The sequence below is a fragment of the Kribbella qitaiheensis genome (genome assembly GCF_042657745.1).
GTDB classification, from domain to species: Bacteria; Actinomycetota; Actinomycetes; order Propionibacteriales; family Kribbellaceae; genus Kribbella; species Kribbella qitaiheensis.
Genome location: NZ_JBHSKE010000054.1, coordinates 16,400 through 37,696 on the forward strand (window position 1 = coordinate 16,400; position 21,297 = coordinate 37,696).

The 21,297-nt window shown below is 67.7% G+C and carries 20 protein-coding genes; 12 read left to right on the forward strand and 8 right to left on the reverse strand.

Annotated features, from left to right (window positions below):
- The first annotated feature begins 63 nt into the window (after nt 1–63).
- From ACFPJ1_RS32530 to ACFPJ1_RS32545, 4 genes are all read left to right on the forward strand, one after another.
- Entirely contained in the window at nt 64–2,811 is a 2,748-nt protein-coding gene (locus tag ACFPJ1_RS32530; protein WP_380109834.1) for an AAA family ATPase, read from the forward strand.
- A 10-nt stretch (nt 2,812–2,821) separates the two neighbouring features.
- Nucleotides 2,822–4,003, forward strand: a complete 1,182-nt coding sequence (locus tag ACFPJ1_RS32535) for a cytochrome P450 family protein (protein WP_380109837.1) — start codon at nt 2,822–2,824, stop codon at nt 4,001–4,003.
- Complete coding sequence (locus ACFPJ1_RS32540) at nt 4,000–4,959, forward strand: phosphotransferase family protein (RefSeq protein WP_380109839.1); 960 nt, start codon at nt 4,000–4,002, stop codon at nt 4,957–4,959. Before ACFPJ1_RS32535 ends, ACFPJ1_RS32540 begins: the two co-directional genes overlap by 4 nt.
- Nucleotides 4,960–5,021: 62 nt before the next feature.
- Nucleotides 5,022–5,651, forward strand: coding sequence for a DedA family protein (locus ACFPJ1_RS32545; protein WP_380109841.1), 630 nt, complete (start codon nt 5,022–5,024; stop codon nt 5,649–5,651).
- Between the two features lie 156 nt (nt 5,652–5,807).
- Here the strand turns inward: ACFPJ1_RS32545 and ACFPJ1_RS32550 are convergent, their stop codons facing one another.
- The gene (locus tag ACFPJ1_RS32550; RefSeq protein ID WP_380109843.1) at nt 5,808–6,632 is read right to left on the reverse strand and encodes an acyltransferase domain-containing protein; all 825 of its coding nucleotides are present in this window, start codon (nt 6,630–6,632) and stop codon (nt 5,808–5,810) included.
- A gap of 64 nt (nt 6,633–6,696) precedes the next feature.
- A complete protein-coding gene (locus tag ACFPJ1_RS32555; RefSeq protein ID WP_380109845.1) occupies nt 6,697–7,791 on the reverse strand; it encodes a WD40/YVTN/BNR-like repeat-containing protein in 1,095 nt (364 codons plus the stop codon).
- Between the two features lie 101 nt (nt 7,792–7,892).
- Here ACFPJ1_RS32555 and ACFPJ1_RS32560 point away from each other — a divergent pair, with 101 nt between their 5' ends.
- Nucleotides 7,893–8,735 carry a helix-turn-helix domain-containing protein gene (locus ACFPJ1_RS32560; RefSeq protein WP_380109846.1) on the forward strand — a complete coding sequence of 281 codons (843 nt, stop codon included), beginning with the start codon at nt 7,893–7,895 and terminating at the stop codon, nt 8,733–8,735.
- A 37-nt stretch (nt 8,736–8,772) separates the two neighbouring features.
- On the forward strand, nt 8,773–9,117 hold the full coding sequence (locus ACFPJ1_RS32565) for a VOC family protein (protein WP_380109848.1): 345 nt from the start codon (nt 8,773–8,775) through the stop codon (nt 9,115–9,117).
- A 48-nt stretch (nt 9,118–9,165) separates the two neighbouring features.
- On the opposite strand, the gene ACFPJ1_RS32570 is transcribed toward ACFPJ1_RS32565, so the two are convergent.
- The 6 genes from ACFPJ1_RS32570 to ACFPJ1_RS32595 all read right to left on the reverse strand — a co-directional run bounded on the left by ACFPJ1_RS32570 (nt 9,166) and on the right by ACFPJ1_RS32595 (nt 14,577).
- Entirely contained in the window at nt 9,166–9,453 is a 288-nt protein-coding gene (locus tag ACFPJ1_RS32570) for a 4a-hydroxytetrahydrobiopterin dehydratase (RefSeq protein WP_380109851.1), read from the reverse strand.
- Between the two features lie 621 nt (nt 9,454–10,074).
- Nucleotides 10,075–10,827 (reverse strand): succinate dehydrogenase/fumarate reductase iron-sulfur subunit, encoded by a 753-nt coding sequence (locus ACFPJ1_RS32575; protein WP_132193409.1) that lies wholly within the window; start codon nt 10,825–10,827, stop codon nt 10,075–10,077.
- A complete protein-coding gene (locus ACFPJ1_RS32580) occupies nt 10,824–12,716 on the reverse strand; it encodes a fumarate reductase/succinate dehydrogenase flavoprotein subunit (protein WP_380109854.1) in 1,893 nt (630 codons plus the stop codon). The genes ACFPJ1_RS32575 and ACFPJ1_RS32580 overlap by 4 nt, the downstream gene beginning before the upstream one ends.
- An 18-nt stretch (nt 12,717–12,734) precedes the next feature.
- On the reverse strand, nt 12,735–13,535 hold the full coding sequence (locus ACFPJ1_RS32585) for a hypothetical protein (protein WP_380109856.1): 801 nt from the start codon (nt 13,533–13,535) through the stop codon (nt 12,735–12,737).
- Nucleotides 13,535–13,828, reverse strand: a complete 294-nt coding sequence (locus ACFPJ1_RS32590) for a hypothetical protein (RefSeq protein ID WP_380109857.1) — start codon at nt 13,826–13,828, stop codon at nt 13,535–13,537. The genes ACFPJ1_RS32585 and ACFPJ1_RS32590 overlap by 1 nt, the downstream gene beginning before the upstream one ends.
- Before the next feature lie 107 nt (nt 13,829–13,935).
- Complete coding sequence (locus ACFPJ1_RS32595; protein ID WP_380109860.1) at nt 13,936–14,577, reverse strand: hypothetical protein; 642 nt, start codon at nt 14,575–14,577, stop codon at nt 13,936–13,938.
- Between the two features lie 50 nt (nt 14,578–14,627).
- Here ACFPJ1_RS32595 and ACFPJ1_RS32600 point away from each other — a divergent pair, with 50 nt between their 5' ends.
- From ACFPJ1_RS32600 to ACFPJ1_RS32625, 6 genes are all read left to right on the forward strand, one after another.
- Nucleotides 14,628–15,041: a (deoxy)nucleoside triphosphate pyrophosphohydrolase gene (locus ACFPJ1_RS32600; protein ID WP_380109862.1), complete on the forward strand. Its 414-nt coding sequence runs from the start codon at nt 14,628–14,630 to the stop codon at nt 15,039–15,041.
- A 114-nt stretch (nt 15,042–15,155) separates the two neighbouring features.
- The gene (locus ACFPJ1_RS32605; protein ID WP_380109864.1) at nt 15,156–16,202 is read left to right on the forward strand and encodes an ABC transporter permease; all 1,047 of its coding nucleotides are present in this window, start codon (nt 15,156–15,158) and stop codon (nt 16,200–16,202) included.
- A gap of 3 nt (nt 16,203–16,205) precedes the next feature.
- Nucleotides 16,206–17,210 (forward strand): ABC transporter permease, encoded by a 1,005-nt coding sequence (locus ACFPJ1_RS32610; protein ID WP_132193423.1) that lies wholly within the window; start codon nt 16,206–16,208, stop codon nt 17,208–17,210.
- A 26-nt stretch (nt 17,211–17,236) separates the two neighbouring features.
- On the forward strand, nt 17,237–18,307 hold the full coding sequence (locus ACFPJ1_RS32615; protein WP_380109867.1) for an ABC transporter ATP-binding protein: 1,071 nt from the start codon (nt 17,237–17,239) through the stop codon (nt 18,305–18,307).
- Between the two features lie 23 nt (nt 18,308–18,330).
- On the forward strand, nt 18,331–19,371 hold the full coding sequence (locus ACFPJ1_RS32620) for an ABC transporter ATP-binding protein (protein ID WP_380109869.1): 1,041 nt from the start codon (nt 18,331–18,333) through the stop codon (nt 19,369–19,371).
- A gap of 175 nt (nt 19,372–19,546) precedes the next feature.
- Entirely contained in the window at nt 19,547–21,256 is a 1,710-nt protein-coding gene (locus ACFPJ1_RS32625) for an ABC transporter substrate-binding protein (RefSeq protein ID WP_380109871.1), read from the forward strand.
- Nucleotides 21,257–21,297 lie beyond the last annotated feature (41 nt).

A 21,297-nucleotide genomic window follows, 5' to 3' on the forward strand; every position in this document is an offset into this window, starting at 1 on the left:
GAGTGCGGGTTGACCGGTCGCATCAGGTGACCCACCTGGTCAGGAGATGGTGTACTGCCAGACATGCTGATCGGGCGGGACGCCGAACGGCGGGTGATCGAAGGGCTGGTCGCGGGGGCGCGGGTGGGTACCAGCGGGGTGCTGCTGATCAGCGGGGAACCGGGGATCGGCAAGACCGCTCTCGTCGGCGAGGCAGCGGCACTCGCCGTGGGCCTGCGCGTGCTCCGGGCCCGGGGGACCGAGGCCGAACGCGAGATTCCCTTCGGCGGCCTGCTCCAACTGCTCCGCCCCGCCCTCGCCGACCTGGAGCGCATCCCAGCCCCGCAACGCGAAGCCCTCGCAGCTGCCCTTGCTCTCAGTACTCCGACCCAGCGTGTGGGTGAGGGAGCACGGTCGGGGGTGGACCGGTTCGCGGTAGGGGCGGCCACGTTGAGTCTGATCTGCCGGTACGCCGAGGTGAAGCCGGTGGCGGTTCTGGTGGACGATGCGCATCTGCTGGATCGGGAGTCGGCCGAAGCCCTGCTGTTCGCCGCCAGGCGGCTGGTCGCGGATCCGATCGTGCTCGTCATCGCGGCCCGGGAAGGCGAGTCGCATCTGTTGGCGGAGGCCGATCTGCCGAGGCTCCAGGTTGCCGGGGTCGGGTTGGAGGCGGCGCATCAACTGATCTCCGGTCTCCCGGTCGATCTGGTGGCCGGCCTGCACCGGACGGTGGCGGGCAATCCACTGGCGTTGCTGGAGCTTGCCGGCGACCCGGAGCACTTCCAACGCCTTCCCCCGGGCGTACCTGTGCCAGTGCCCGCCCTCTTGGCCGAGGCCTTCGCCGCCAGGGCCAAGCGGCTCAGCACGGCAACGCAGACTGCGCTGCTGGTCGCCTCGGTAGAGGACGGCGAGCTGGGCGCTGTGGCTCGCGCCTGCACTGAGCTTGGCGTTGAGGTCGCGGCGCTGGGTGAGGCCGAGCAGGCGTCGCTGGTGACGATCGCGGACGGCCGGGTGGAGTTCCGGCATCCACTGGTTCGCTCGGCGATCTACGCGAGCGCGGAGCCGGCCCAGCGACGTACGGTCCATCGGGCGATGGCAGGAGCCGTGCACGACGCGGACCGGCGAGCCTGGCACCTGTCGGAGACCGTGCTCGGAACTGATGACGACGTCGCCGCAGGGCTCGAGGTTGCGGGCAGGCGTGCCGTCGAGCGGGGTGCGCAAGCGGTGGCGGCCACCGCCTTCGAACGGGCAGCACGGTTGACCGACAGTGCGCAGGTGCGCGCGCTCCGCTTGGTCGCGGCGGGACGGGCAGCCTGGTTCGCCGGCCTGGCTGATCGCGCGGACGGCCTGCTGGACGAGGCGTTGAGGCTCGGACCGCCCCTGGTAGTGCGCATCCAGGCGAACGAACTGCGGGCGGACATCGCGGTGAAGTGCGGCTCGCCGGCCAGAGCTCGCGACATCCTGCTGGCCGCGAGTGCCGAAGTCACCGGTACTGAGGACAAGCTCGACGAGCTGATGATCGGGTTGTCGGCGGATGTGGTCAATGCCTGTTTCCGGTTGGGGGATGCGGCGGGCGCGTTGCAGGCCGCCGGGGAGATCGACGAGCGGCTCGATCGGGTCGGGCGGTCGGCGGCGCGGATCCTCGGGTTGCTGGCGAGTGGAATGGCGAAGGTCCTGGCCGGGCGTCCGGGGACCGAGCAGATCCGGGAAGCGGTCGCGCTGGCCCATTCGGTGGAGACAGGGCTCGACCGGCGACGGCAGACCTGGATGGTGCTGGCGCCGATGTTTCTGCGGGAGTCGGGGACCGGTCGTGCGCTGGTCGAGGCGGCGATGCGGGAGCGCCGGGATCAGGTGGCGGTGGCGATCATGCCCGGCCTGTTGTTCCACCTCGCCCGCGACGACGCGACTACCGATCGGTGGGCGAACGCGACCGCCTCGTACGACGAAGGCATCCGGTTGTCCCGGGAGACGGGGCAGACGACCGAGCTCGCGATCACCCTGGCCGGGCAGGGGTGGCTGGCGGCGCACCGTGGGCGCGAGCTGGAGTGCCGGGAGTTCACGGCCGAGGCGACGCGGCTCGGCACCGAGCGGGAGATCCACCTCGCCGTGGTCTGGTCGTTGTTCGCGCTCGGTGATCTCGAGCTGGGGCGGGGCAATCCGGCGGACGCGTTACCGCAGTACGAGCGGCTGGAAGAGCTGCTGTCGGCGTTGGGAGTGCTGGATCCTGATCTGTCACCCGCGCCGGAGCTCGTCGAGGTGTACCTCCGCCTCGGCCGGCACGAGGAGGCGGCCGCGGCGGCGCGGACGTACGCGGTACGGGCGAAGGAGAAGGGGCAGCCGTGGGCGCTGGCACGGGCGGCTCGGGTGACCGGGTTGATCGATGACGACGAGGCTTGGTTCGAGGAGGCGCTCAAGGAGCACGGGCGGACGCTCGACGTGTTCGAGACGGCGCGGACCCGCCTGGCCTACGGAGCCTGGTTGCGGCGCGCGCGGCGACGAGTGGATGCCCGGGTCCAGCTGCGCATGGCGGTCGAATCGTTCGACCACCTGGGTGCTCCGGGCTGGGCCGATCTCGCCGCGGCCGAGCTGAAGGCGACAGGGGAGACCGCTCGCCGGCGAGAGCCCAGTACTGCGGACGAGCTGACTCCCCAGGAGCGGCAGATCGCGTTGCTGCTCGCGGACGGGCAGAGCATCCGGGGAGCCGCGGCCAGGTTGTTCCTCAGCCCGAAGACCGTCGAGTACCACCTGCGCAAGGTCTACACGAAGCTCGGCATCCACTCCCGCGCGGAGCTGGTCTCGCGGCTGGAAGACGGTGATCCGGGCCGAACGTAGTGTGGTCGGCGTGACTTCGCCGTTTACAGAGACCAGCGGGATCGCCCGGCACGCGGGGTTCGCCGAGATCGGTGCGGCCGGCCCGCTGCACCGGATGACGCTGTTCACCGGGGTGCCGGTGTGGCTGGTGACGGGCTACCCGGAGACGCGTGAGTTGCTCGCGCATCCGGACGTGGTGAGGTCGCCGCTGGACGGACCGCACCGGGACACCGTGACGGACGACTTGGTCTCGGCGATGGACCAGCACATGCTCAACGTCAACCCGCCGGACCACACCAGATTGCGCAAGCTGGTCTCGGCCGCGTTCACCCGGCGGCGGATCGAACTGCTCGAACCGCGGATCCGTGAGATCGCCGCGGAGTTGCTCGACGAGATGGCTGCCGCGGGCGACCGCGTGGACCTGGTCGACTCCTACAGCTACCCGCTGCCGATCACGGTGATCTCGGAGCTGATCGGGATCCCGGCGATCCGGCGCGACGACTTCCGGCGCTGGTCCTCGATCGTGGTGAACGCGGCGGTGTACCCGGCCGAGGTGTACGTCGAGGCTGCGCTGTCGATGGTCGAGTTCATCCGCGAACTGATCGAGGACAAGCGGGTGGCGCCGTCGGGCGACCTGCTCTCCGACCTGATCGCGGTCCGCGACGGCGGCGACCGACTCAGCCCGGACGAGCTCACCTCGATGGTCTACCTGCTGCTCGCGGCCGGGCATGAGACCACCGTCAGCCTGATCACCAACGGCGTCCACGCGCTCCTGCGGAACCCGGACCAACTGGACCTGCTGAAGGCCGAGCCGGAGCGACTGCCCACCGCGGTCGAGGAACTGCTCCGGTACGACGGACCGCTGCAGGTGGCGATCCCGTACATCGCCAAGGCGCCCATCGAGGTCGGGGGAACGACCATCGGGGCTGGTGAGGTGATCGTGTTGGCGCTGCTGGCGGCGAATCGCGACGGCGACAAGTTCGCGAAGCCGGATCAGCTCGACATCACCCGCGCCGAGAGCTCGCACATCGCCTTCGGGCACGGCATCCACCACTGCCTCGGCGCGCCGCTGGCCCGGCTGGAGGGGCGGATCGCGCTCGGCATGCTGTTCGAGCGGTTCCCGGACCTGGCGCTCGCGGAGCCCTCGCAGGACCCCGTCCGCAGCCAGGGCCTGCTGATGAACGCCATCACAGCGCTACCGGTCCGCCTGTGAACCAGCTCTGGACTTCTGAGGAGTGGCGGGCCGAGGCGCAGACCTGGATCGACGAGCAACTGGCTGCGGCCGGCGTCGCACGAGTCGGCGAGGTGACCCAGCCGCGGGTGCGGCAGTGGGGGACGCTGCTGCGGGCGGACACCAGTCGCGGCCCGGTCTGGCTGAAGGCGCCCGGCCCGGAGACGGTGTTCGAGGTCCCGCTCTATCGGGTGCTCGCCACCGTCGCCCCGAAGTGGGTGCTGGACCCGATCGCCGTGGACGTCTCCCGCGGTTGGGTGCTGTTGCCGGACGGCGGACCCACCCTGCGCGAAGTACTGGGTGAGGGAAGTGAGTCCGACGCGCTGGTGAACGTGCTCCCGCAGTACGCGCAACTGCAGTTGGACCTTCAGCCGCACACCGACGACCTGCTCGCAGCGGGCGTCACCGACATGCGGCCGGCGGTGATGCCGCAGCGGCTGGAGGAAGCGCTCGAGACGACCGGGCGGTACGTCGAGTCGAGCGATGACGCCGAGGCTCGGGAGATCCATGCCTGGGTCGCCAGCCAGCGGAACGACTTCGCGGCGCGTTGTCGCGACCTGCCCGACCGGGTCAGCCTCGACCACAACGACCTGCACTCGAACAACATCCTCGGCGGTCCGTCGGACCAGGTGCGCTTCTACGACTGGGGTGACAGCGTGCTGGCGCACCCGTTCTCCAGCCTGCTCGTCACGCTCGGTTCCCTGACCCGCCGGCTCGAGGTGGCTCCCGACGACCCGCTCGTACTGCGGGTGCGGGACGCCTATCTCGAGGTGTTCGGCACCCCGGCGGACCTGGTCGCCGAGCTGGATCTGGCCTGCTGGGTCGGCAAGGTCGCCCGGGCCCTGGTGTGGGATCGCGCACTGCATGGCGACCCTGGGGACTTCGCTCGCGCCCCAATGGAAACTCTGGGCTCACTGAGGATGAATTCCTGGCTCTGAGCAGCCTGAGCGGTTTTGTTCGATTGGGTTCCCCTGGGCCCCGGATGGCATGCTTGGCCGCGATGACAGACTTGATGGAAGCCGCTAGGCACATCCTCAGCATCGCCATGGCTTCCCACTGGCTGCTGTTGGTGCTCTTCCTGGCTGCCACCATCGACGCCGTCTTCCCGGTGGTGCCGAGCGAGGGCCTGATCGTCACCGCGGGCATGGCTGCCGCGGCGGGTCACCAGAACCTGCTGCTGGTGATCGTGGTCGCGATGGTCGGCTCGGTGATCGGCGAGTCCGTCTGCTACTTCCTCGGCCGTGGTTCCGGCCCCGCGTTGCACCGCTGGATGCGCCGACGAGACGCCCGGCAGGCGATGTTCGAGAAAGTGTCGCTGGCCCTGCATTCCCGCGGCGGCCTGATCCTGATGACCGTGCGCTACATCCCGGGTGCGCGGATGATCGCCACCCTGACCGCGGGCGCCACGGCGTACTCGTTCCGCAAGTTCCTGCTGTTCACCATCGCGGGCGTCACGGTCGCTTACACCTACGTCGCGCTGCTCGGCTACCTGGGCGGCGACGCGTTCGCGCACGACTCGCTGAAGGCGCTGGCGTTCAGCCTCGGCCTGGCCGGGATGATCGGTCTCGTGATCGAGACCACCCGCCGGATCGTGAACCGTCGCAAGGCCGCGAAGGTCACAGCGGGGTAACGATCCCTACCCGCTTTCCCTGCGAAGGCGTGTCCCGGGCCGGCCCTACTGGCGAAGTACGGCGTACCGGAGGTTAAGTTGACCCGCGCAGCGCGGGCTGCCGATGGGGCATGCGTCACCGACGCTAGGTTCTAGAGTCGGCTCTAGGTCAAGGGGTCAGAGGCGCAGGTACCCGAACGCGGTCTGCCAGGTGCCGCCGTTCTCGATCCGCTCCAGCACGAGCCGCTGCAGCCGGCTGTCGCGCGGGTACTGCGCCAGGTTCGTCAGGTCGTGGCTGCGGAAGGTGAAGAAGATCGCGCTGTCCTGGCTGTCCACCGGTTCGCCGTACGGCGTGAAGCGGCGGCCGAAGCGGACCATGTTCGAGTCCTGCGGGAGGTTGTCCAGCAGGTGCGGGTCGATCAGCCAGGACCCGAGCGTCGCCGTCTTCACCGGGTGCTCCGGGAACACGCGCGGGAAGAACTCCCGGGCCCGGTCGAAGCTGTCGTCCACCAACTCCGGCGTGAGCGGACCCGTCTCCGGGATGTGGACGCCGATCACCCACTCGCCGGGCTCGGTCCCCGGCACCGGGTGCGAGTCGGGCACCTGGTGCAGCAGGAACTGCAGCCGGCCGAGCGCGTAGATTGTGCCGGTCCAGTGGATCGTCATCCACCAGTGCGTCTCCAGGCCGAACTCACCGTTGGTCCGGCGGCTCACCTCCAGTTGCTTGCCGAGATCGGCGAGCGTGGCCCAGCTGACCTCGTCGCTGATCCCGAGTTCCCGGTGGTAGCGACGGATGTCCGGCAGCGTCTCCAGGAACGCCGCCAGCGAGACCAGCGGGTCGTCCGGAGCGGTCAGGTCACCCTCGGCCGGGAAGGTACCGATCACCCGGCGGAGTTGCGCGGCGAACTCCGCCACCGCTTGGGGGTCGGCGTCGAGCTTCTCGGCGTCCTCCCGGTCGGCATCGGTGAAGCCCAGCAGGCGGTACTCCTCAGCAGTCGTCACCAGCCAACCGTAACTGTCAGATACTTACGACCGCGCATCAGCCGCCGGACCTGAGCTCCACAAGTCAGCGCTCTTCGGCCAGACCGAGGTAGAGGACGGTCGGGTCCGCGGGGCTGAACGCGAGCGACGGGATGCCGTCGTAATGGTTGTGCTGCTTGCTCAGCTCACCGGTGGAAGGGCGGAAGCGGTAGAGATCGGCGCCGTAGTTGGCGAAGGACGTGCCGTAGGAGAAGTAGAGCAGATCCGGGTCGACCGGGCTGGCCCACATCTGGTTGCCGTTGTAGAGCGTCGCCCGGGACTGGTCGAGCACCGGCCGGAACTTGAGGCCGCCGTCGTCCGACTGCCAGATGTACCGCGTCGCCTTGTCGCGCTCGTAGCCCTCCATCCAGACGACCTGTGGGTTCGCCGGGGAGATCGCCAGGCTGAACGCGTTCACGCGGGTGACCCCGGCGGATCGGTGCCAGGTGCGGCCACCGTCGAAGGTGGCGTAGGTGCCGTCGGACATTACGCCGAGCACGAGGTGGTCCGGATTCCGGGGGTCGATCACCGCGTTGTAGACGAAGAGGTCCTTGGCTGGGAGTGTGCCCGTGCGCTGCCAGGTCTGCCCGTCGTCAGTGGAGTCGTAGATCTGCCCGTCGCCTGCCACCACCCGCAGTTTGTCCCGCAGGGCCACCAAGGCCGACAGCCCGCCGCCCGCGACCGGACCGGCAACTGTGCTCACCTGGTTGCCTTTCACCCGGTGGATCGGCTGGTCGTTCACGCTGTAGATGTACGCCGTCTCACCCGGGCCCGGCGCCACGTCGTACGTCGCGAGGTCGTCCGGCGACTTGTCGAGCTGTTGCCAACTGCAACCAGCATCGCTGGAGCGCTGGATCGACTGGCGGCCGATCGCGATCAACGTGTTCGGCTCCTCGAGCGTGGCCACCTTGGCATACGTCACCGGCCGCAGTTGTCCCTTGGTCGGGGCCAGGTCGGCGCCGTCGGAGTACGTGATCGTGACGGAGCCGTCGCCGTACACGGTGTCGCACTGCGGGGTGTTCCAGAACCAGCCGGGCTCGCCAACGGCGCTGGCTTGGATGGCGTGGGCGGGGGAGGCGAGGGTGATGGTCAGGGCCGAGGCCAGCAGAGCGACGCCGGCCCGGAGGCGGTGTGAGTTCATGTGCCATGTGTAGATGGCCGGACCGGCGCGCCACCAGAAGTCACCCTGGCCGACGCCCGCCATGACGAATACCAGCCACGCTTCGGGGAGGATGCTGTCTCGTGGTCTCGTATCTGAGGGTTCCTCCGCCTGCCGAGCAGCGCGACTTCGTCGAGCACTACTGGATGGTGGAGGCGCCGGGATCGCCGTCGGAGGTCAAGCGGGAGATCCTGATCCCGAACGGCCGGCCGGGTCTTGCTATCGCTGTTGCCGAGCCCGGTCTGCGCCAAGATCCCGTGACCGGGCACACCTGGACGAACGATGCCTCGCTGTTCGGGATCATGACGCGCCCGCACGTGCTGACCCAGACAGGGATGTCGAGTTATGTAGGCGCGGAGTTCAAGCCCTGGGGAATCGCCGCACTCGGCCTGCCCGACCGCCTGGTCGACGCCGTTCTACCTCTCGCCCGCTGGACAGACCCTGGTACTGCGGAACGCCTGGCGCGGGAGCTCGTCGGGCTCGAGTTTGGGCAGCCTCGGGCGGACAGGCTCGCGGAGTTCGTCGGGTCGAGGCTGCGCGACGTACGGGCGATGGACGCGGTGGATCTGGCCGTGCGAGTGATCGAGGATGCCCGGGGAGCCGTGTCCGTCGCCGAGGTGGCCGCCGCGGTCGGCGTTTCGTACAGCAGCCTGTACCGGAGCTTCACCGGCCTAACAGGTCTGGGGCCGAAGCAGTTCGGCGAGATCGTCCGGTACTTCCACTTCGTCGGCGGGCTGCTGGGCGGACCGGCCGACGCGGCGTCCACTCTTGCCGCTCTGCACGGGTACTACGACCAAGCCCACGCGGCTCGTGACTTCAAGCGGTACACGGGAGTCAGCGCGACCTCGTTCCGCGCCGTGCAGAACGGGATCGCCGCGTTGATGCATGGAAGATCCGTCCAAGACGCCGTGCCGGGAACCAGGTGATGCTGGTGTTCTCATCACCGGAACGGAAGCAGGCATCGTGGGACGGATCATCCATGTCGAACTGACCGCCGCCGATCTCGGCCGGGCGGCCACCTTCTACGCCGACGCCTTCGGCTGGCAGCCCGAGCCGTCGCCCTTCATCGAGGGCTACCTGGTCGCGCGGACCGGCGAGGGCGAGGGGATCGACGGCGCGATCATGAGTCGCGACTACCAGCAGCAGCCGACGATCGCGTGGATCGAGGTGGACGACCTCGACGCCACGCTCGAGGCCGTCGTGAAGGCAGGCGGCACCAGGGCGGGCGAAGTACAGGAGGTTCCAGGCGTGGGGCGGCTCGCCTACGTCCGCGACCCCGAAGGCACCCTGCTCGGCCTTCGCCAGTAGCCGGCTCGGCCTCTCGCTGGGCCTGGCGTTAGCGCTGGGCGGCCTTGGTCAGCCGGCGGCGGTGTCGATGTGACGAGCCAGGACCAAGTCGTTGTCGGTAATGCCACCGGCGTCGTGCGTGGCGAGCCGGAAGGTGATCGTGGTCCAGCGGATGTCGATGTCCGGGTGGTGGTTCATCGACTCGGCCAGCTGGGCGACGGTCGCGACCAGCCGGATCCCGTCCATGAACGTCGGCTTCTTGACGCTGCGCACCAGTTCGTTGTCGACCACTTTCCACTCCGGCAGGTGGTCGCGAATCGCGAGATCGATCTGGTCATCCGTCAGCAGGTCAGCCATAGGGACACTCTAGTGCCCCGCGCCCTTCCCCAGACCGCCAGCACAGCGCTGAAGCACTCAGCTGGCTGGGCGAACTCGGGCCGAGGTCAGGCGGCCGCCGAGGGCCAGTGCGGCGCTGGCGGTGATTTCGCTGCCTCCTCTGGGGGTTGCCCCACTGCTCTGGAGGTTACCCCACTGTTCTGACAGTGGGCGAACCCCCACGGCACGGGCGGAGCACACTGTGCGGCTGCGGGGGCGAGGTTTCGCGCCCTCCGGGGGGTGCACTGGTGCTGTGGGGTTCGCTGCTTCCTCGGGGGTTACCCCACTGCTCTGGGGTTACCCCACTGTTCTGACAATGGGCGAACCCCCACGGCACGGGCGGAGCACACTGTGCGGCTGCAGGGGCGAGGTTTTGCGCCCTCCCGGGGGACCGCTGGTGCTCTGGGGGTTCGCTGCTTCCTCGGGGGGTTACCCCACTGTTCTGACAGTGGGCGAACCCCCACGGCACGGGCAGAGCACACTTTCCGTTCTGTGCGTGCCGTTCTTGTCTGTTGCTGTCCCGTCCCTTTCCGCCTCAGCCCGTGCAAAGGCGAAGGCCGCCCCAGCTGTGAGCTGGGGCGGCCTTCGCAAGAGGGACGGCGGTCAGGCTGGGCGGCGGCGGATTTTGTTGCCTAGCCAGACGATCGGGTCGTACTTGCGGTCGGCGACTCGCTCCTTCATCGGGATGAGGGCGTTGTCGGTGATCTTGATGTTCTCGGGGCAGACCTCGGTGCAGCACTTGGTGATGTTGCAGAAGCCGAGGCCGTGCTGCTCCTGGGCCGCCTTCTGCCGGTCGGCGGCGTCGAGCGGGTGCATGTCCAGCTCGGCGATCCGCATCAGGAAACGCGGACCGGAGAAGGATTCCTTGTTCTCCTCGTGGTCGCGGATCACGTGGCAGGTGTCCTGGCACAGGAAGCACTCGATGCACTTGCGGAACTCCTGCGAGCGCTCCACGTCGACCTGCTGCATCCGGTACTCACCGGGCTTCAGGTCGGCAGGCGGCGTGAACGCGGGGATCTGGCGAGCCTTCTCGTAGTTGAACGACACGTCGGTGACCAGGTCCCGGATCACCGGGAAGGTCCGCATCGGGGTGACCGTGACGGTCTCGCCCTCTTCGAACGTGTTCATCCGGCACATGCACATCAGCTTCGGCATGCCGTTGATCTCGGCGCTGCAGGAGCCGCACTTGCCGGCCTTGCAGTTCCAGCGGACCGCGAGATCCGGGGTCTGGGTCGCCTGCAGCCGGTGGATGACGTCGAGGACGACCTCGCCCTCGTTCACCTCGACCTCGTAGTCCTGGAGGTCACCGCCCTCGGCGTCACCACGCCAAACCCGGAACTTGCCCTTATAGCTCATGCCGGCAGTTCCTCCTCAGTCATGTACTTGCTCAGCTCGTCCAGCTCGAACAGTTCCAGCAGGTCCTCGCGCATCGGGATCTGGTCCTTACGGACCACGCTGACGCTGCCGTCGGCCTGCAGCGCGCAGACCAGCAGCAACTTGCGCCACTCTGCGTTCATCCCGGGGAAGTCGTCGCGGGTGTGACCGCCGCGGGACTCCTGCCGCTCCAGCGCCGCCTTCGCGACGCACTCGGAGACGGTCAGCATGTTGCGCAGGTCCAGCGCGAGGTGCCAGCCCGGGTTGAACTGCCGGTGCCCCTCGACCGTCATCTTCGCGATCCGGCCGCGGAACTCGGCGAGCCGGCCGAGCGCCTGCTCGATCTCGTCGGCCTTGCGGATGATGCCGACCAGGTCGTTCATCGACTGCTGCAGTTCCTGGTGGATCGTGTACGGGTTCTCCCCGCCCTCGAGCTCGAACGGAGCCAGCGCCTCGGCTGCAGCGGCGTCGATGTCGGCCTCCGCGATCTTCGGCCGCTCGGCGCCCAGCTGGTCGAGGTACGTCGCGGCGCCCATCCCGGCGCGCCGGCCGAACACCAGCAGGTCGGACAGCGAGTTGCCGCCGAGCCGGTTCGACCCGTGCATGCCGCCCGCGACCTCACCGGCCGCGAACAGCCCCGGTACGACGGACTGCGCGGTGTCGGGGTCGACCTCGACACCACCCATCACGTAGTGACACGTCGGGCCGACCTCCATGGGCTCGGCGGTGATGTCGACGTCCGCGAGCTCCTTGAACTGGTGGTACATCGACGGCAGCCGGCGCTTGATCTCCTCGGCCGGGAGCCGGGAGGACACGTCCAGGAAGACGCCACCGTGCGGCGTACCGCGGCCGGCCTTGACCTCGGAGTTGATCGCCCGGGCGACCTCGTCGCGGGGCAGCAGCTCCGGTGGGCGCCGGTTGTTGTCGGCGTCCTTGTACCAGCGGTCGGCCTCGTCCTCGGTCTCCGCGTACTGCGCGCGGAACACGTCCGGCACGTAGTCGAACATGAACCGCTTGCCCTCGGAGTTCTTCAGCACCCCGCCGTCACCGCGGACCGACTCGGTGACCAGGATTCCCTTCACCGACGGCGGCCAGACCATGCCGGTCGGGTGGAACTGGATGAACTCCATGTTGATCAGCGTCGCGCCGGCCCGCATCGCCAGGGCGTGCCCGTCACCCGTGTACTCCCACGAGTTCGAGGTGACCTTGAACGACTTGCCGACTCCGCCGGTGGCCAGGATCACGGCCGGCGTGTCGAACAGGATGAACCGGCCGGACTCGCGCCAGTAGCCGAAGGCGCCGGAAATAGCCGCGGTGTCGCCGGCTGTGTTGTCAAGAAGCAGCTCGGTCACGGTGCACTCGGCGTAGACCTTGAGGTTGGCCTCGTAGTCGCCGGTCGCCTCGAAGTCCTCCTGCTGCAGCGAGACGATCTTCTGCTGCAGGGTGCGGATCAGCTCCAGGCCGGTGCGGTCGCCGACGTGCGCGAGCCGCGGGTAGGTGTGACCGCCGAAGTTGCGCTGGCTGATCCGGCCGTCCGGCGTGCGGTCGAACAGCGCGCCGTACGACTCCAGTTCCCAGACCCGGTCGGGCGCCTCCTGCGCGTGCAGTTCGGCCATCCGCCAGTTGTTCAGGAACTTCCCGCCGCGCATCGTGTCGCGGTAGTGGACCTGCCAGTTGTCGTTCGAGTTCGCGTTGCCCATCGCGGCCGCGCAGCCGCCCTCGGCCATCACGGTGTGGGCCTTGCCGAACAGGGACTTGCACACGATCGCCGTGCGCTTGCCCTGCTCGCGGGCCTCGATCGCCGCGCGCAGGCCGGCGCCGCCGGCCCCGATCACGACGACGTCGTAGGAGTGTCGTTCCAGCTCAGTCATAGAAGTCAGACGTCCGTATCAGTTGAAGAAGCGCAGGTCGGAGAACCAGCCCGCCGACAGCGACATGATGTACGCGTCGGTCAGGATCACGGTGAACAGCGAGACCATCGCGTACGTGCCGTGCTTGGGGTTCAGCTTGGACACGAAGGTCCAGTACCGGTAGCGCATCGGGTGCTTGGAGAAGTTCTTCAGCCGGCCGCCGACGATGTGGCGGCAGGCGTGGCAGGACAGGGTGTACAGCCACAGCGCGACCAGGTTGATCCAGATGATCAGCGTGCCCAGGCCGATGCCGAAGCCGCCGTCCGTGCCGTGGAACGCGAGCACGCCGTCGTAGATGTTCAGCACACCGAAGACCAGCGCGCCGTAGAAGAAGTACCGGTGCAGGTTCAGCGCGATCAGCGGGGGCTTCGACTCACCGGTGTACTTCTTGTGCGGTTCCGGTACGGCGCAGGCCGCCGGCGCGAAGAAGAGCGAGCGGTACCCGGCCTTGCGGTAGTAGTAGCAAGTACCGCGGAAACCGGCCAGCACCGCGAACGTGATGATGCTGAACGGGATGAAGACCGGGAACTTCGGGAACCAGGTGCCGAGGTGGCTCGAGCCCGGTACACAGGACTCGGTCACGCAGGGCGAGTACAGCGGGGTCAGGTAGTGGTGTTCATCCACCCAGTACCACTTGTTCATGAAGATGCGGACCGTCGCGTAGACGATGAAGAAGACCAGGATCACGCCGATCCGCAGCGGCGCGAGCCACCAGCGATCGGTCCGCAGTGTCTTTTCTTTGATCTGTGCGCGGCCAGGCGCGCTAACACCCGTGGCCATCAGGGGGCGTGCCGGTCAGGGGCGCCGAAGCCTTCGTGCTCCGCGTCGGTCCACATGGACGCGTCGTATTCCACGTCGGGGATCTCCTCGAGTTCCTCCGGAACGGGTCCGGGTCTGTGATGCGGGTCGGGAGGGCCGAGTTCTGCCAGGTCGTCACTCAGCCTGGCCACGTCGGACACCAACCGGCGAATGCCGAGGGTGTCACCGTACTCCTGGCTGAGCTTGCCGACTGTGGTGTGCAACACCTCGAGAGCACGCTGCACCGCTGCCACGGTGCTGTTGCCGTCACCCATACCGACTCCAGTAATGGTTTTGTCGCTGTAAGTATGGGCACACTTTGCCTCCGCGAGGCGCACAACGGAAGACCCCTCGGTACGGCGTGTTTCTAGTTAGGTCTACCTCAGTTGCCGAAGGCGCTCGAGTGGAGTAAGGGCGTGAATCCGGCCTTCAGTACAACGAGATTCGCCGGCGGAGTCAGTACTGCGACCTGCCGCAGCCCGGGTGGTCGCGCCGGTGTGGCATATCCCTCCCACGACCAGCCGAGCACGACCTTGTCACCGTTGGGTCCGCCGAGCACCAGCGCCGGACGGCCGTCGTACCTGATCATCGCGCCGTCGGGGAGATCGTCCAGGTCGGCGATCGTGGTGCGCTGCTGCCGGGTGCGCGGTTCGACCCGTTCCAGGTGGAGCTGCGCGTCCATAGCCGCGGCCCGGGGACGCTCGGTCAGACCACGCCCGCTGGCCCACGCGCCGGCGTACAGGAGGAAGTCGCGGCGGCGGCAGTAGGCGCACGGGCGATGACCGGCGGCCAGCGCGACGGCCTCGTCGAAGAAGAACAGCGCGGTCCAACGGCCGGGTGGCATCGGGTCGCGCCGGACGCCCTTCCAGTCGAGCACGCAGCAGATCCAGGCCTTCGATCGCCAGCGTGTGGTTCCGAGCCGTCGGTCGGGTCCGTGCAGCGTGCCGCGGTTGCCCATCAGCAGACCGCGACCGGACTCGGCCACGATCTCCTGCGTCGGCAACACTCTGTTCTGCAACGGCACGGCGCCATCCTTCCGTCGGCTACCGACAGTTTCTGGCACAGTCCTTCCCCATGGGTGACAGACAGGTCGTCGTCGGCGTCGCGGTGATCCGGGACGGTCGCGTACTGGCGGCGCTCCGGGCCGGGTCGACGGGCGGCTGGGAGTTCCCGGGCGGCAAGGTCGAGCCCGGCGAGTCCGACCAGGCCGCGGGGGCGCGCGAGCTCAAGGAGGAGCTCGGCCTGGAGGTCGTCCTGGGCGAACCACTGGGAATCGGGGCCGGCCGGCCGCACGGCATCGAAGTACCGATCGGGGACAAGTACCTGCTCCGCGTGTACTTCGCAGAGCTGGTCGCGGGCGAGCCGGTTCTGCACGAGCACACCGCCACCCGCTGGGTCGGCGCCGCCGAACTGGACGGGCTGGACTGGCTCCCCGCTGACCGGCCGTTCCTGTCCGCACTCCGGGCGGAGATTCCTCCGGGTACCTGATCCGTCACGATTCGGAGACGACCACGCCTGGTCCATGGCGTCCACACTGCGAGATAGGCGATGATCCGGCGAAGTTCGTCGAGAGACGATCCGACCGGAAGGACGGGCCAGACCATGACCCTGGGGGCGACAGAGGTTCCATCGGCGGATGGCGACCTCCCGGCTGATCACATCGCCGACACCGCGGAGGCCACGCAGATCGAGGGCCGTTCACTCGGCCAGATCGCCTGGGCCCGGCTGAAGAAGGACAAAGTGGCGCTGGTCAGCGCCATCATCATCCTGCTGATCATCCTGATGGCTCTGTTCGCGCCGTTGATCGTGAAGATCAGCGGGTATCCGCCGGACCAGCCGAACTTCAAGGGTCCGAACGGCGAAGACCTGCTGGACACCTTCAACGGCGGGATTCCGGCCGGTGGTTTCCTCGGCAGCGGGATGAGCTCCGAGCACTGGCTCGGCATCGAGCCGCAGAACGGCCGCGACATCTTCGCGCGACTGGTCTACGGCGCTCGCGCGTCACTGCTGGTGGCCCTGGGCGGAACGATCGTCGCGGTGGTGCTCGGCACCATCGTCGGCATGGTGGCCGGCTACTTCCGTGGCTGGGTGGACTCGTGGCTGAGCCGGTTGATGGACATCCTGCTGAGCTTCCCGGCGCTGCTGTTCATCCTGGCGCTGACGCCGGTGATCGCGGACCGGGCCCAGGCCACCTTCGGGATCCCCGACGACAACGAGCTGCGGATGGGCGTGCTGATCTTCGTGCTCGGTTTCTTCGGCTGGGCCTACCTGGCCCGGATCGTGCGCGGCCAGACCCTGTCGATCCGCGAGCGTGAGTTCATCGAGGCGGCCCGCTCGCTCGGCGCCGGACCGGGGTACGTGATCTTCAAGCAGATCCTGCCGAACCTGATCCCGACCCTGCTGGTCTACTCCACGCTGATCATCCCGACCTACATCACCGCGGAGGCCGCGCTGTCCTTCCTCGGCGTCGGGGTCAAGGAGCCGACCTCGTCGTGGGGCCGGATGATCTCCGACGCATCCAACTGGTACGAGACCGACCCGCTGTACCTGTTCTTCCCGGGCCTGATGCTGTTCATCACCGTGCTCGCGTTCAACCTGCTGGGCGACTCCGTGCGGGACGCCCTCGACCCTCGCGCCGGACGGGGCTGAGCCATGTTCAACTATGTCGTCCGCAGGCTGCTGCAGATGCTCATGATCCTCTTCGCGATCAGTGCCATCACCTTCTTCCTGTTCTGGGCCACACCGGCCAACCCTGCCCTGCTGATCTGTGGCAAGGATTGCAACACCGAAAGGATCGCCGAGGTCAACGCGGCGTACGGCTTCGACGACCCGCTGATCGTGCAGTACGGCAAGTACATGAGTGGCCTGGTGAACCCGGCCGGACGCGAGCTCGGCACCGAGGGCTCGCTGGAGCACTGTTCGTGGCCGTGTCTGGACCGGTCGCTGCAGAACGGACTGCAGGTGACCGATTCGATCTCCGACGCGATCGGGCCGACGTTCTGGCTGGCCACCGGGGCCGCCGTCATCTGGCTGATCTCCGGCGTACTGCTGGGACTGATAGCCGCGCTCCGCAAGGGCAAGCTGATCGACAAGCTCAGTGTCGGGCTGGCGCTGCTCGGGGTGTCGTTCCCGACCCTGGTGCTCGGGTACCTGCTGATCTTCATCTTCATCGTCAAGGGCGGCTTGCTGCCGTATCCGGACCAGGCGAACTCGAGTCCGTTCTCGGCGGGCGTGGTGCCGTTCATGCAGTTCTACATCCTGCCGTGGATCACGCTGGCCCTCGTCAACGCCGCCCTGTACACGCGGCTGACCCGGGCGAACATGATCGACACGATGAACGAGGACTTCATCCGGACCGCGCGGGCCAAGGGCCTGGGTGAACGCCAGGTCGTCTTCAAGCACGGGCTGCGGGCCGCGCTGACGCCGATCGTGACGATCTTCGGCCTGGACCTCGGCGCGCTGCTGGGCGGCGCGGTCATCACCGAGCGGATCTTCAGCATCCAGGGTCTGGGCAAGCTGTCGATCGACTCGGTCCTCGGCAACGACCTGCCCGTGGTGATGGGTGTCGTCCTGGTCGCCGCCTTCTTCGTCGTCTTCGCGAACATCGTGGTCGACGTCACCTACGCGTTCATCGACCCCCGGGTCCGGCTGTCGTGACCGGGCCCGAGGTTGGAGCAGCCACTGTGAGCACCGCACCGACGGAGCAGAAGAAGCCGGGGTCACCGCCGGCCGGGACCGCCTTCCTGGAGGTCAAGGACCTGCAGGTGCGCTTCCCCACCGACGACGGAGTGGTCCGGGCCGTGAACGGCCTGAGCTTCTCCCTCGGCGAGGGCGAGACGCTGGGCATCGTGGGGGAGTCGGGGTCCGGCAAGAGCGTCACCAGCCTGGCGATCATGGGTCTGCACAAGGGCACCCGGGCGCAGGTCAGCGGCGAGATCTGGCTGGACGGCAACGAGCTCGTCTCGATGCGGGTCGAGGAGATGCGCCGGCTGCGGGGCAACAAGGTCTCGATGATCTTCCAGGACCCGCTGTCGGCGATGCATCCCTTCTACCGGATCGGCGACCAGCTGACCGAGGCCTACCTGGTGCACAACGACGCCTCGAAGGCGGTCGCGAAGAAGCGGGCCGTCGACCTGCTCGACCGGGTCGGCATCCCGTCCCCGGCGAGCCGGTTCCACGACTACCCGCACCAGTTCTCCGGCGGGATGCGGCAGCGCGCGATGATCGCGATGGCGCTGATGTGCGACCCGCGGCTGCTGATCGCCGACGAGCCGACCACGGCCCTCGACGTCACCGTGCAGGCCCAGATCCTCGACCTGATGAACGATCTGCAGAAGGAGTTCAACTCCGCGATCATCATCATCACCCACGACCTCGGCGTGGTCGCGCAGATGGCGCAGAAGCTGGTCGTGATGTACGGCGGCCGGGTGGTCGAGGCCGGCTCGGTCCGCGACATTTTCTACCGGCCCGAGCACCCCTACACCTGGGGGCTGCTCGGCTCGATCCCACGGATCACCGGTGGCGGTGGCCGGCTCAAGTCGATCAAGGGCTCCCCGCCCTCACTGATCAACCTGCCGACGGGCTGTCCTTTCCACCCGCGGTGCGACTTCCGCGACCAGGTGGCCGGCGATCAGTGCGTGACGGACGTCCCCGAGCTGCTGCAGGTCGAGGCTGCCGGGCACTCCGTGCGGTGCCACATTCCCACCGTGGACCGCAGCCGGATCTTCACCGAGCAGATCAAGCCGAACCTGTGAACACGCAACTCCGAGGAGACGATGTGACGACTTCGCCAGCGGCGGCGGAGCAGCGCAAGCCCCCGGTCAAGGGGGACGTGCTGCTCGAGGTGAAGGGTCTGCAGCGGTACTTCCCGGTCACCCAGGGGATCATCTTCCAGAAGGCGACCGGAGCGGTGAAGGCAGTGGACGGGATCGACTTCACCCTCTACACGGGCGAAACCCTGGGCCTGGTTGGCGAATCGGGCTGCGGCAAGTCGACGACGGGCCGGCTGGTGACCCGGCTGGACGAGCCGACGGACGGCACGATCACCTTCCAGGGAACGGATATCACCCACCTGAACCGGCGCAAGATGCGGCCGTTCCGGCGGGACGTGCAGATCATCTTCCAGGACCCGTTCTCGTCGTTGAACCCGCGTCAGACGGTCGGCACGATCATCGCCGCGCCGTACGACATCCAGGGCATCAAGACCGAGGGCGGCACCAAGTTGGCGGTCCAGGACCTGATGGCCCGGGTCGGCCTCAATCCCGAGCACTACAACAGATATCCGCACGAGTTCTCCGGCGGTCAGCGGCAGCGGATCGGGATCGCCCGGGCGCTGGCGCTGCGGCCCCGGCTGATCGTCTGCGATGAGCCGGTGTCGGCGCTGGACGTGTCGATCCAGGCCCAGGTGGTGAACCTGCTGGACGACCTGCAGGACGAGTTCGACCTGGCCTACCTGTTCGTCGCGCACGACCTGTCGGTGATCCGGCACATCTCCGACCGGGTGGCGGTGATGTACCTGGGCAAGATCGTCGAGATCGGGTCGAAGGACGAGTTGTACAACCACGCGCGCCATCCGTACACCCACGCGCTGCTCTCGGCCGTCCCGGAGCCGGACCCGGACTCGGTGAAGCGCCGGGAACGGATCCGCCTCACCGGCGATGTACCGAGTCCGCTGAATCCTCCGACCGGCTGCCGGTTCCGCACCCGGTGCTGGAAGGCGGAGGACATCTGTGCCGAGCAGGAGCCGCCGCTGCTCCAGATCGGAGCTCCCGATCATCGAGCGGCATGCCACTTCCCGGAGGAACGGGACGTGGTCTGACGGCTACTTTACGTAACCAATCGGTCTCCGCTGTGTAGTGAAGGAGTCACGATCCGGTTACTGCGGGGATAGAGCCGTTGCTGCAATCAACCCGTCGTGAGTAGATGACGGGCATTCCACTCACCAGGGCAAGCCGTAACCCCGGCGTCCCGATGTAGGAAGAGAGAAGGATGGCATGAAACACGCCAAGCGAGTCGGACCCGCGGTCGCCGCCGGTCTAGCCATGACCCTCACGCTGGCGGCATGCGGTGGGGAAAACAGCAATGATGATGCGGGCGGCACCGGGGGGACCGACGCCGTCAAGGGTGGCACCGTCACCATTTACCACGCATCGGACTTCGAACACCTCGACCCTGCCCGGGCCTTCGTCACCGACACCGGCATGTCCGGCCAGCTGCTCTACCGCACGCTGACCGCGTTCGCCTGGGACCCGGAGGCCAAGAAGGTCGAGCTCAAGGGCGACACCGCGGAGAAGTGGGAGTCGTCTCCTGACTTCAAGACCTGGACCTTCACCCTGAAGGACGGGCTGAAGTACGAGGACGGCAGCCCGATCACCGCCAAGGACATCAAGTACAACGTCGAGCGCTCGTTCTCGGCGGACCTGTCCGAGGGTGCGCCCTACGGCAAGAACTACCTGGACTGCAAGGGTTACGCAGGCCCGTACAAGCCGGCCGGCAACAACGGCGGCAAGGGCTGCACCGCGATCGAGGTTCCGGACGACAAGACCATCGTCTTCAAGCTGAACCAGCCGGTCTCGGAGTTCCACATGACCGCGTCGATGAAGATCTTCGCACCGACGCCGGTCGCCAAGGACACCAAGACGCAGTACGACAACAGGGTCTTCTCCTCCGGTCCGTACAAGGTCGAGACCTACACCCGCAACAAGACCCTGACGCTGGTCCGCAACACCAACTGGGACCAGGCCACGGACCCGATCCGGACGGCGCTGCCGGACCGCTTCGAGTTCAAGTTCGGTGACGACGAGGCGATCGTCGACCAGCGGCTGATCGCCGGTTCCGGCGCCGACGCCAACGCGATCAGCTTCTCCGGCGTCCAGGCGCAGAACCTGTCCAAGCTGTCGCAGAGCAACGTCAAGGACCGCGTCATCGAGGGTTCCGACGTCTGCAAGCGCTACATCGCGTTCAACCAGCAGAAGCCGTTGCTGAAGGACCAGAAGCTGCGTGAGGCACTGACCTACGGCATGGACAAGCAGGCCTACATCACCGCCCGCGGTGGCGATCGGTTGAACAAGCCGATCGACTCGATCGTCCCGAAGGAGCTCGAGGGCTACCGTCCGGCGACGGCCTTCACGGCGCCGCTGACCGGTGATCTCGAGAAGGCGAAGGCCGCGCTGGCCGAGTCCGGCTACAAGGGCGAGAAGCTGGTGCTCGGCGCGTCCGACGCCACCGGTGTCTCGGTCAAGGCGGCCGAGGCCGCTCAGGCCGCCTGGAAGCGGATCGGTGTCAACGTCGACATCAAGAAGATCCCGGGCGACAACTACTACTCGACCCAGCAGAACGACGCTTCGGCGACCGACCTGGTCACCGCGGGCTGGTGCCAGGACTGGGCCTCGCTGTCGACGATCGTCGCGCCGGTCCTCGGCCCGGACAACACCGCGCCGGGCAAGGCCGCGCAGAACAACTACGGCCGCTCGCCGGTCGGCTGGGACCAGATGAACAAGATCCCGGGCATCGCCGACCAGAAGGAGGCCGCCAACGCGTGGGCCGACGTTCTCGACGAGGCGATGAAGGCGGCTCCGCTGGTGCCGATCTCCGAGGACAACAACGTGTACGTGCTCGGTGGCAACATCACCGGCGCGACGGTGAACCCCGACATCGGTGGTCTGCCGGACCTCACCAAGATCGGCCTCAAGAAGGTCGGCTGATCAAGTACTGACTGATCAAGGACAAGGGCGGTGCCGGTTCC

Coding starts and splice junctions, on each gene's coding strand:
- ACFPJ1_RS32530 (WP_380109834.1), top strand. CDS start 64: ATGCTGATCGGGCGGGACGCCGAACGGCGGGTGATCGAAGGGCTGGTC.
- ACFPJ1_RS32545 (WP_380109841.1), top strand. CDS start 5,022: ATGACAGACTTGATGGAAGCCGCTAGGCACATCCTCAGCATCGCCATG.
- ACFPJ1_RS32555 (WP_380109845.1), bottom strand. CDS start 7,791: ATGAACTCACACCGCCTCCGGGCCGGCGTCGCTCTGCTGGCCTCGGCC.
- ACFPJ1_RS32570 (WP_380109851.1), bottom strand. CDS start 9,453: ATGGCTGACCTGCTGACGGATGACCAGATCGATCTCGCGATTCGCGAC.
- ACFPJ1_RS32575 (WP_132193409.1), bottom strand. CDS start 10,827: ATGAGCTATAAGGGCAAGTTCCGGGTTTGGCGTGGTGACGCCGAGGGC.
- ACFPJ1_RS32580 (WP_380109854.1), bottom strand. CDS start 12,716: ATGACTGAGCTGGAACGACACTCCTACGACGTCGTCGTGATCGGGGCC.
- ACFPJ1_RS32585 (WP_380109856.1), bottom strand. CDS start 13,535: ATGGCCACGGGTGTTAGCGCGCCTGGCCGCGCACAGATCAAAGAAAAG.
- ACFPJ1_RS32590 (WP_380109857.1), bottom strand. CDS start 13,828: ATGGGTGACGGCAACAGCACCGTGGCAGCGGTGCAGCGTGCTCTCGAG.
- ACFPJ1_RS32600 (WP_380109862.1), top strand. CDS start 14,628: ATGGGTGACAGACAGGTCGTCGTCGGCGTCGCGGTGATCCGGGACGGT.
- ACFPJ1_RS32605 (WP_380109864.1), top strand. CDS start 15,156: ATGACCCTGGGGGCGACAGAGGTTCCATCGGCGGATGGCGACCTCCCG.
- ACFPJ1_RS32610 (WP_132193423.1), top strand. CDS start 16,206: ATGTTCAACTATGTCGTCCGCAGGCTGCTGCAGATGCTCATGATCCTC.
- ACFPJ1_RS32625 (WP_380109871.1), top strand. CDS start 19,547: ATGAAACACGCCAAGCGAGTCGGACCCGCGGTCGCCGCCGGTCTAGCC.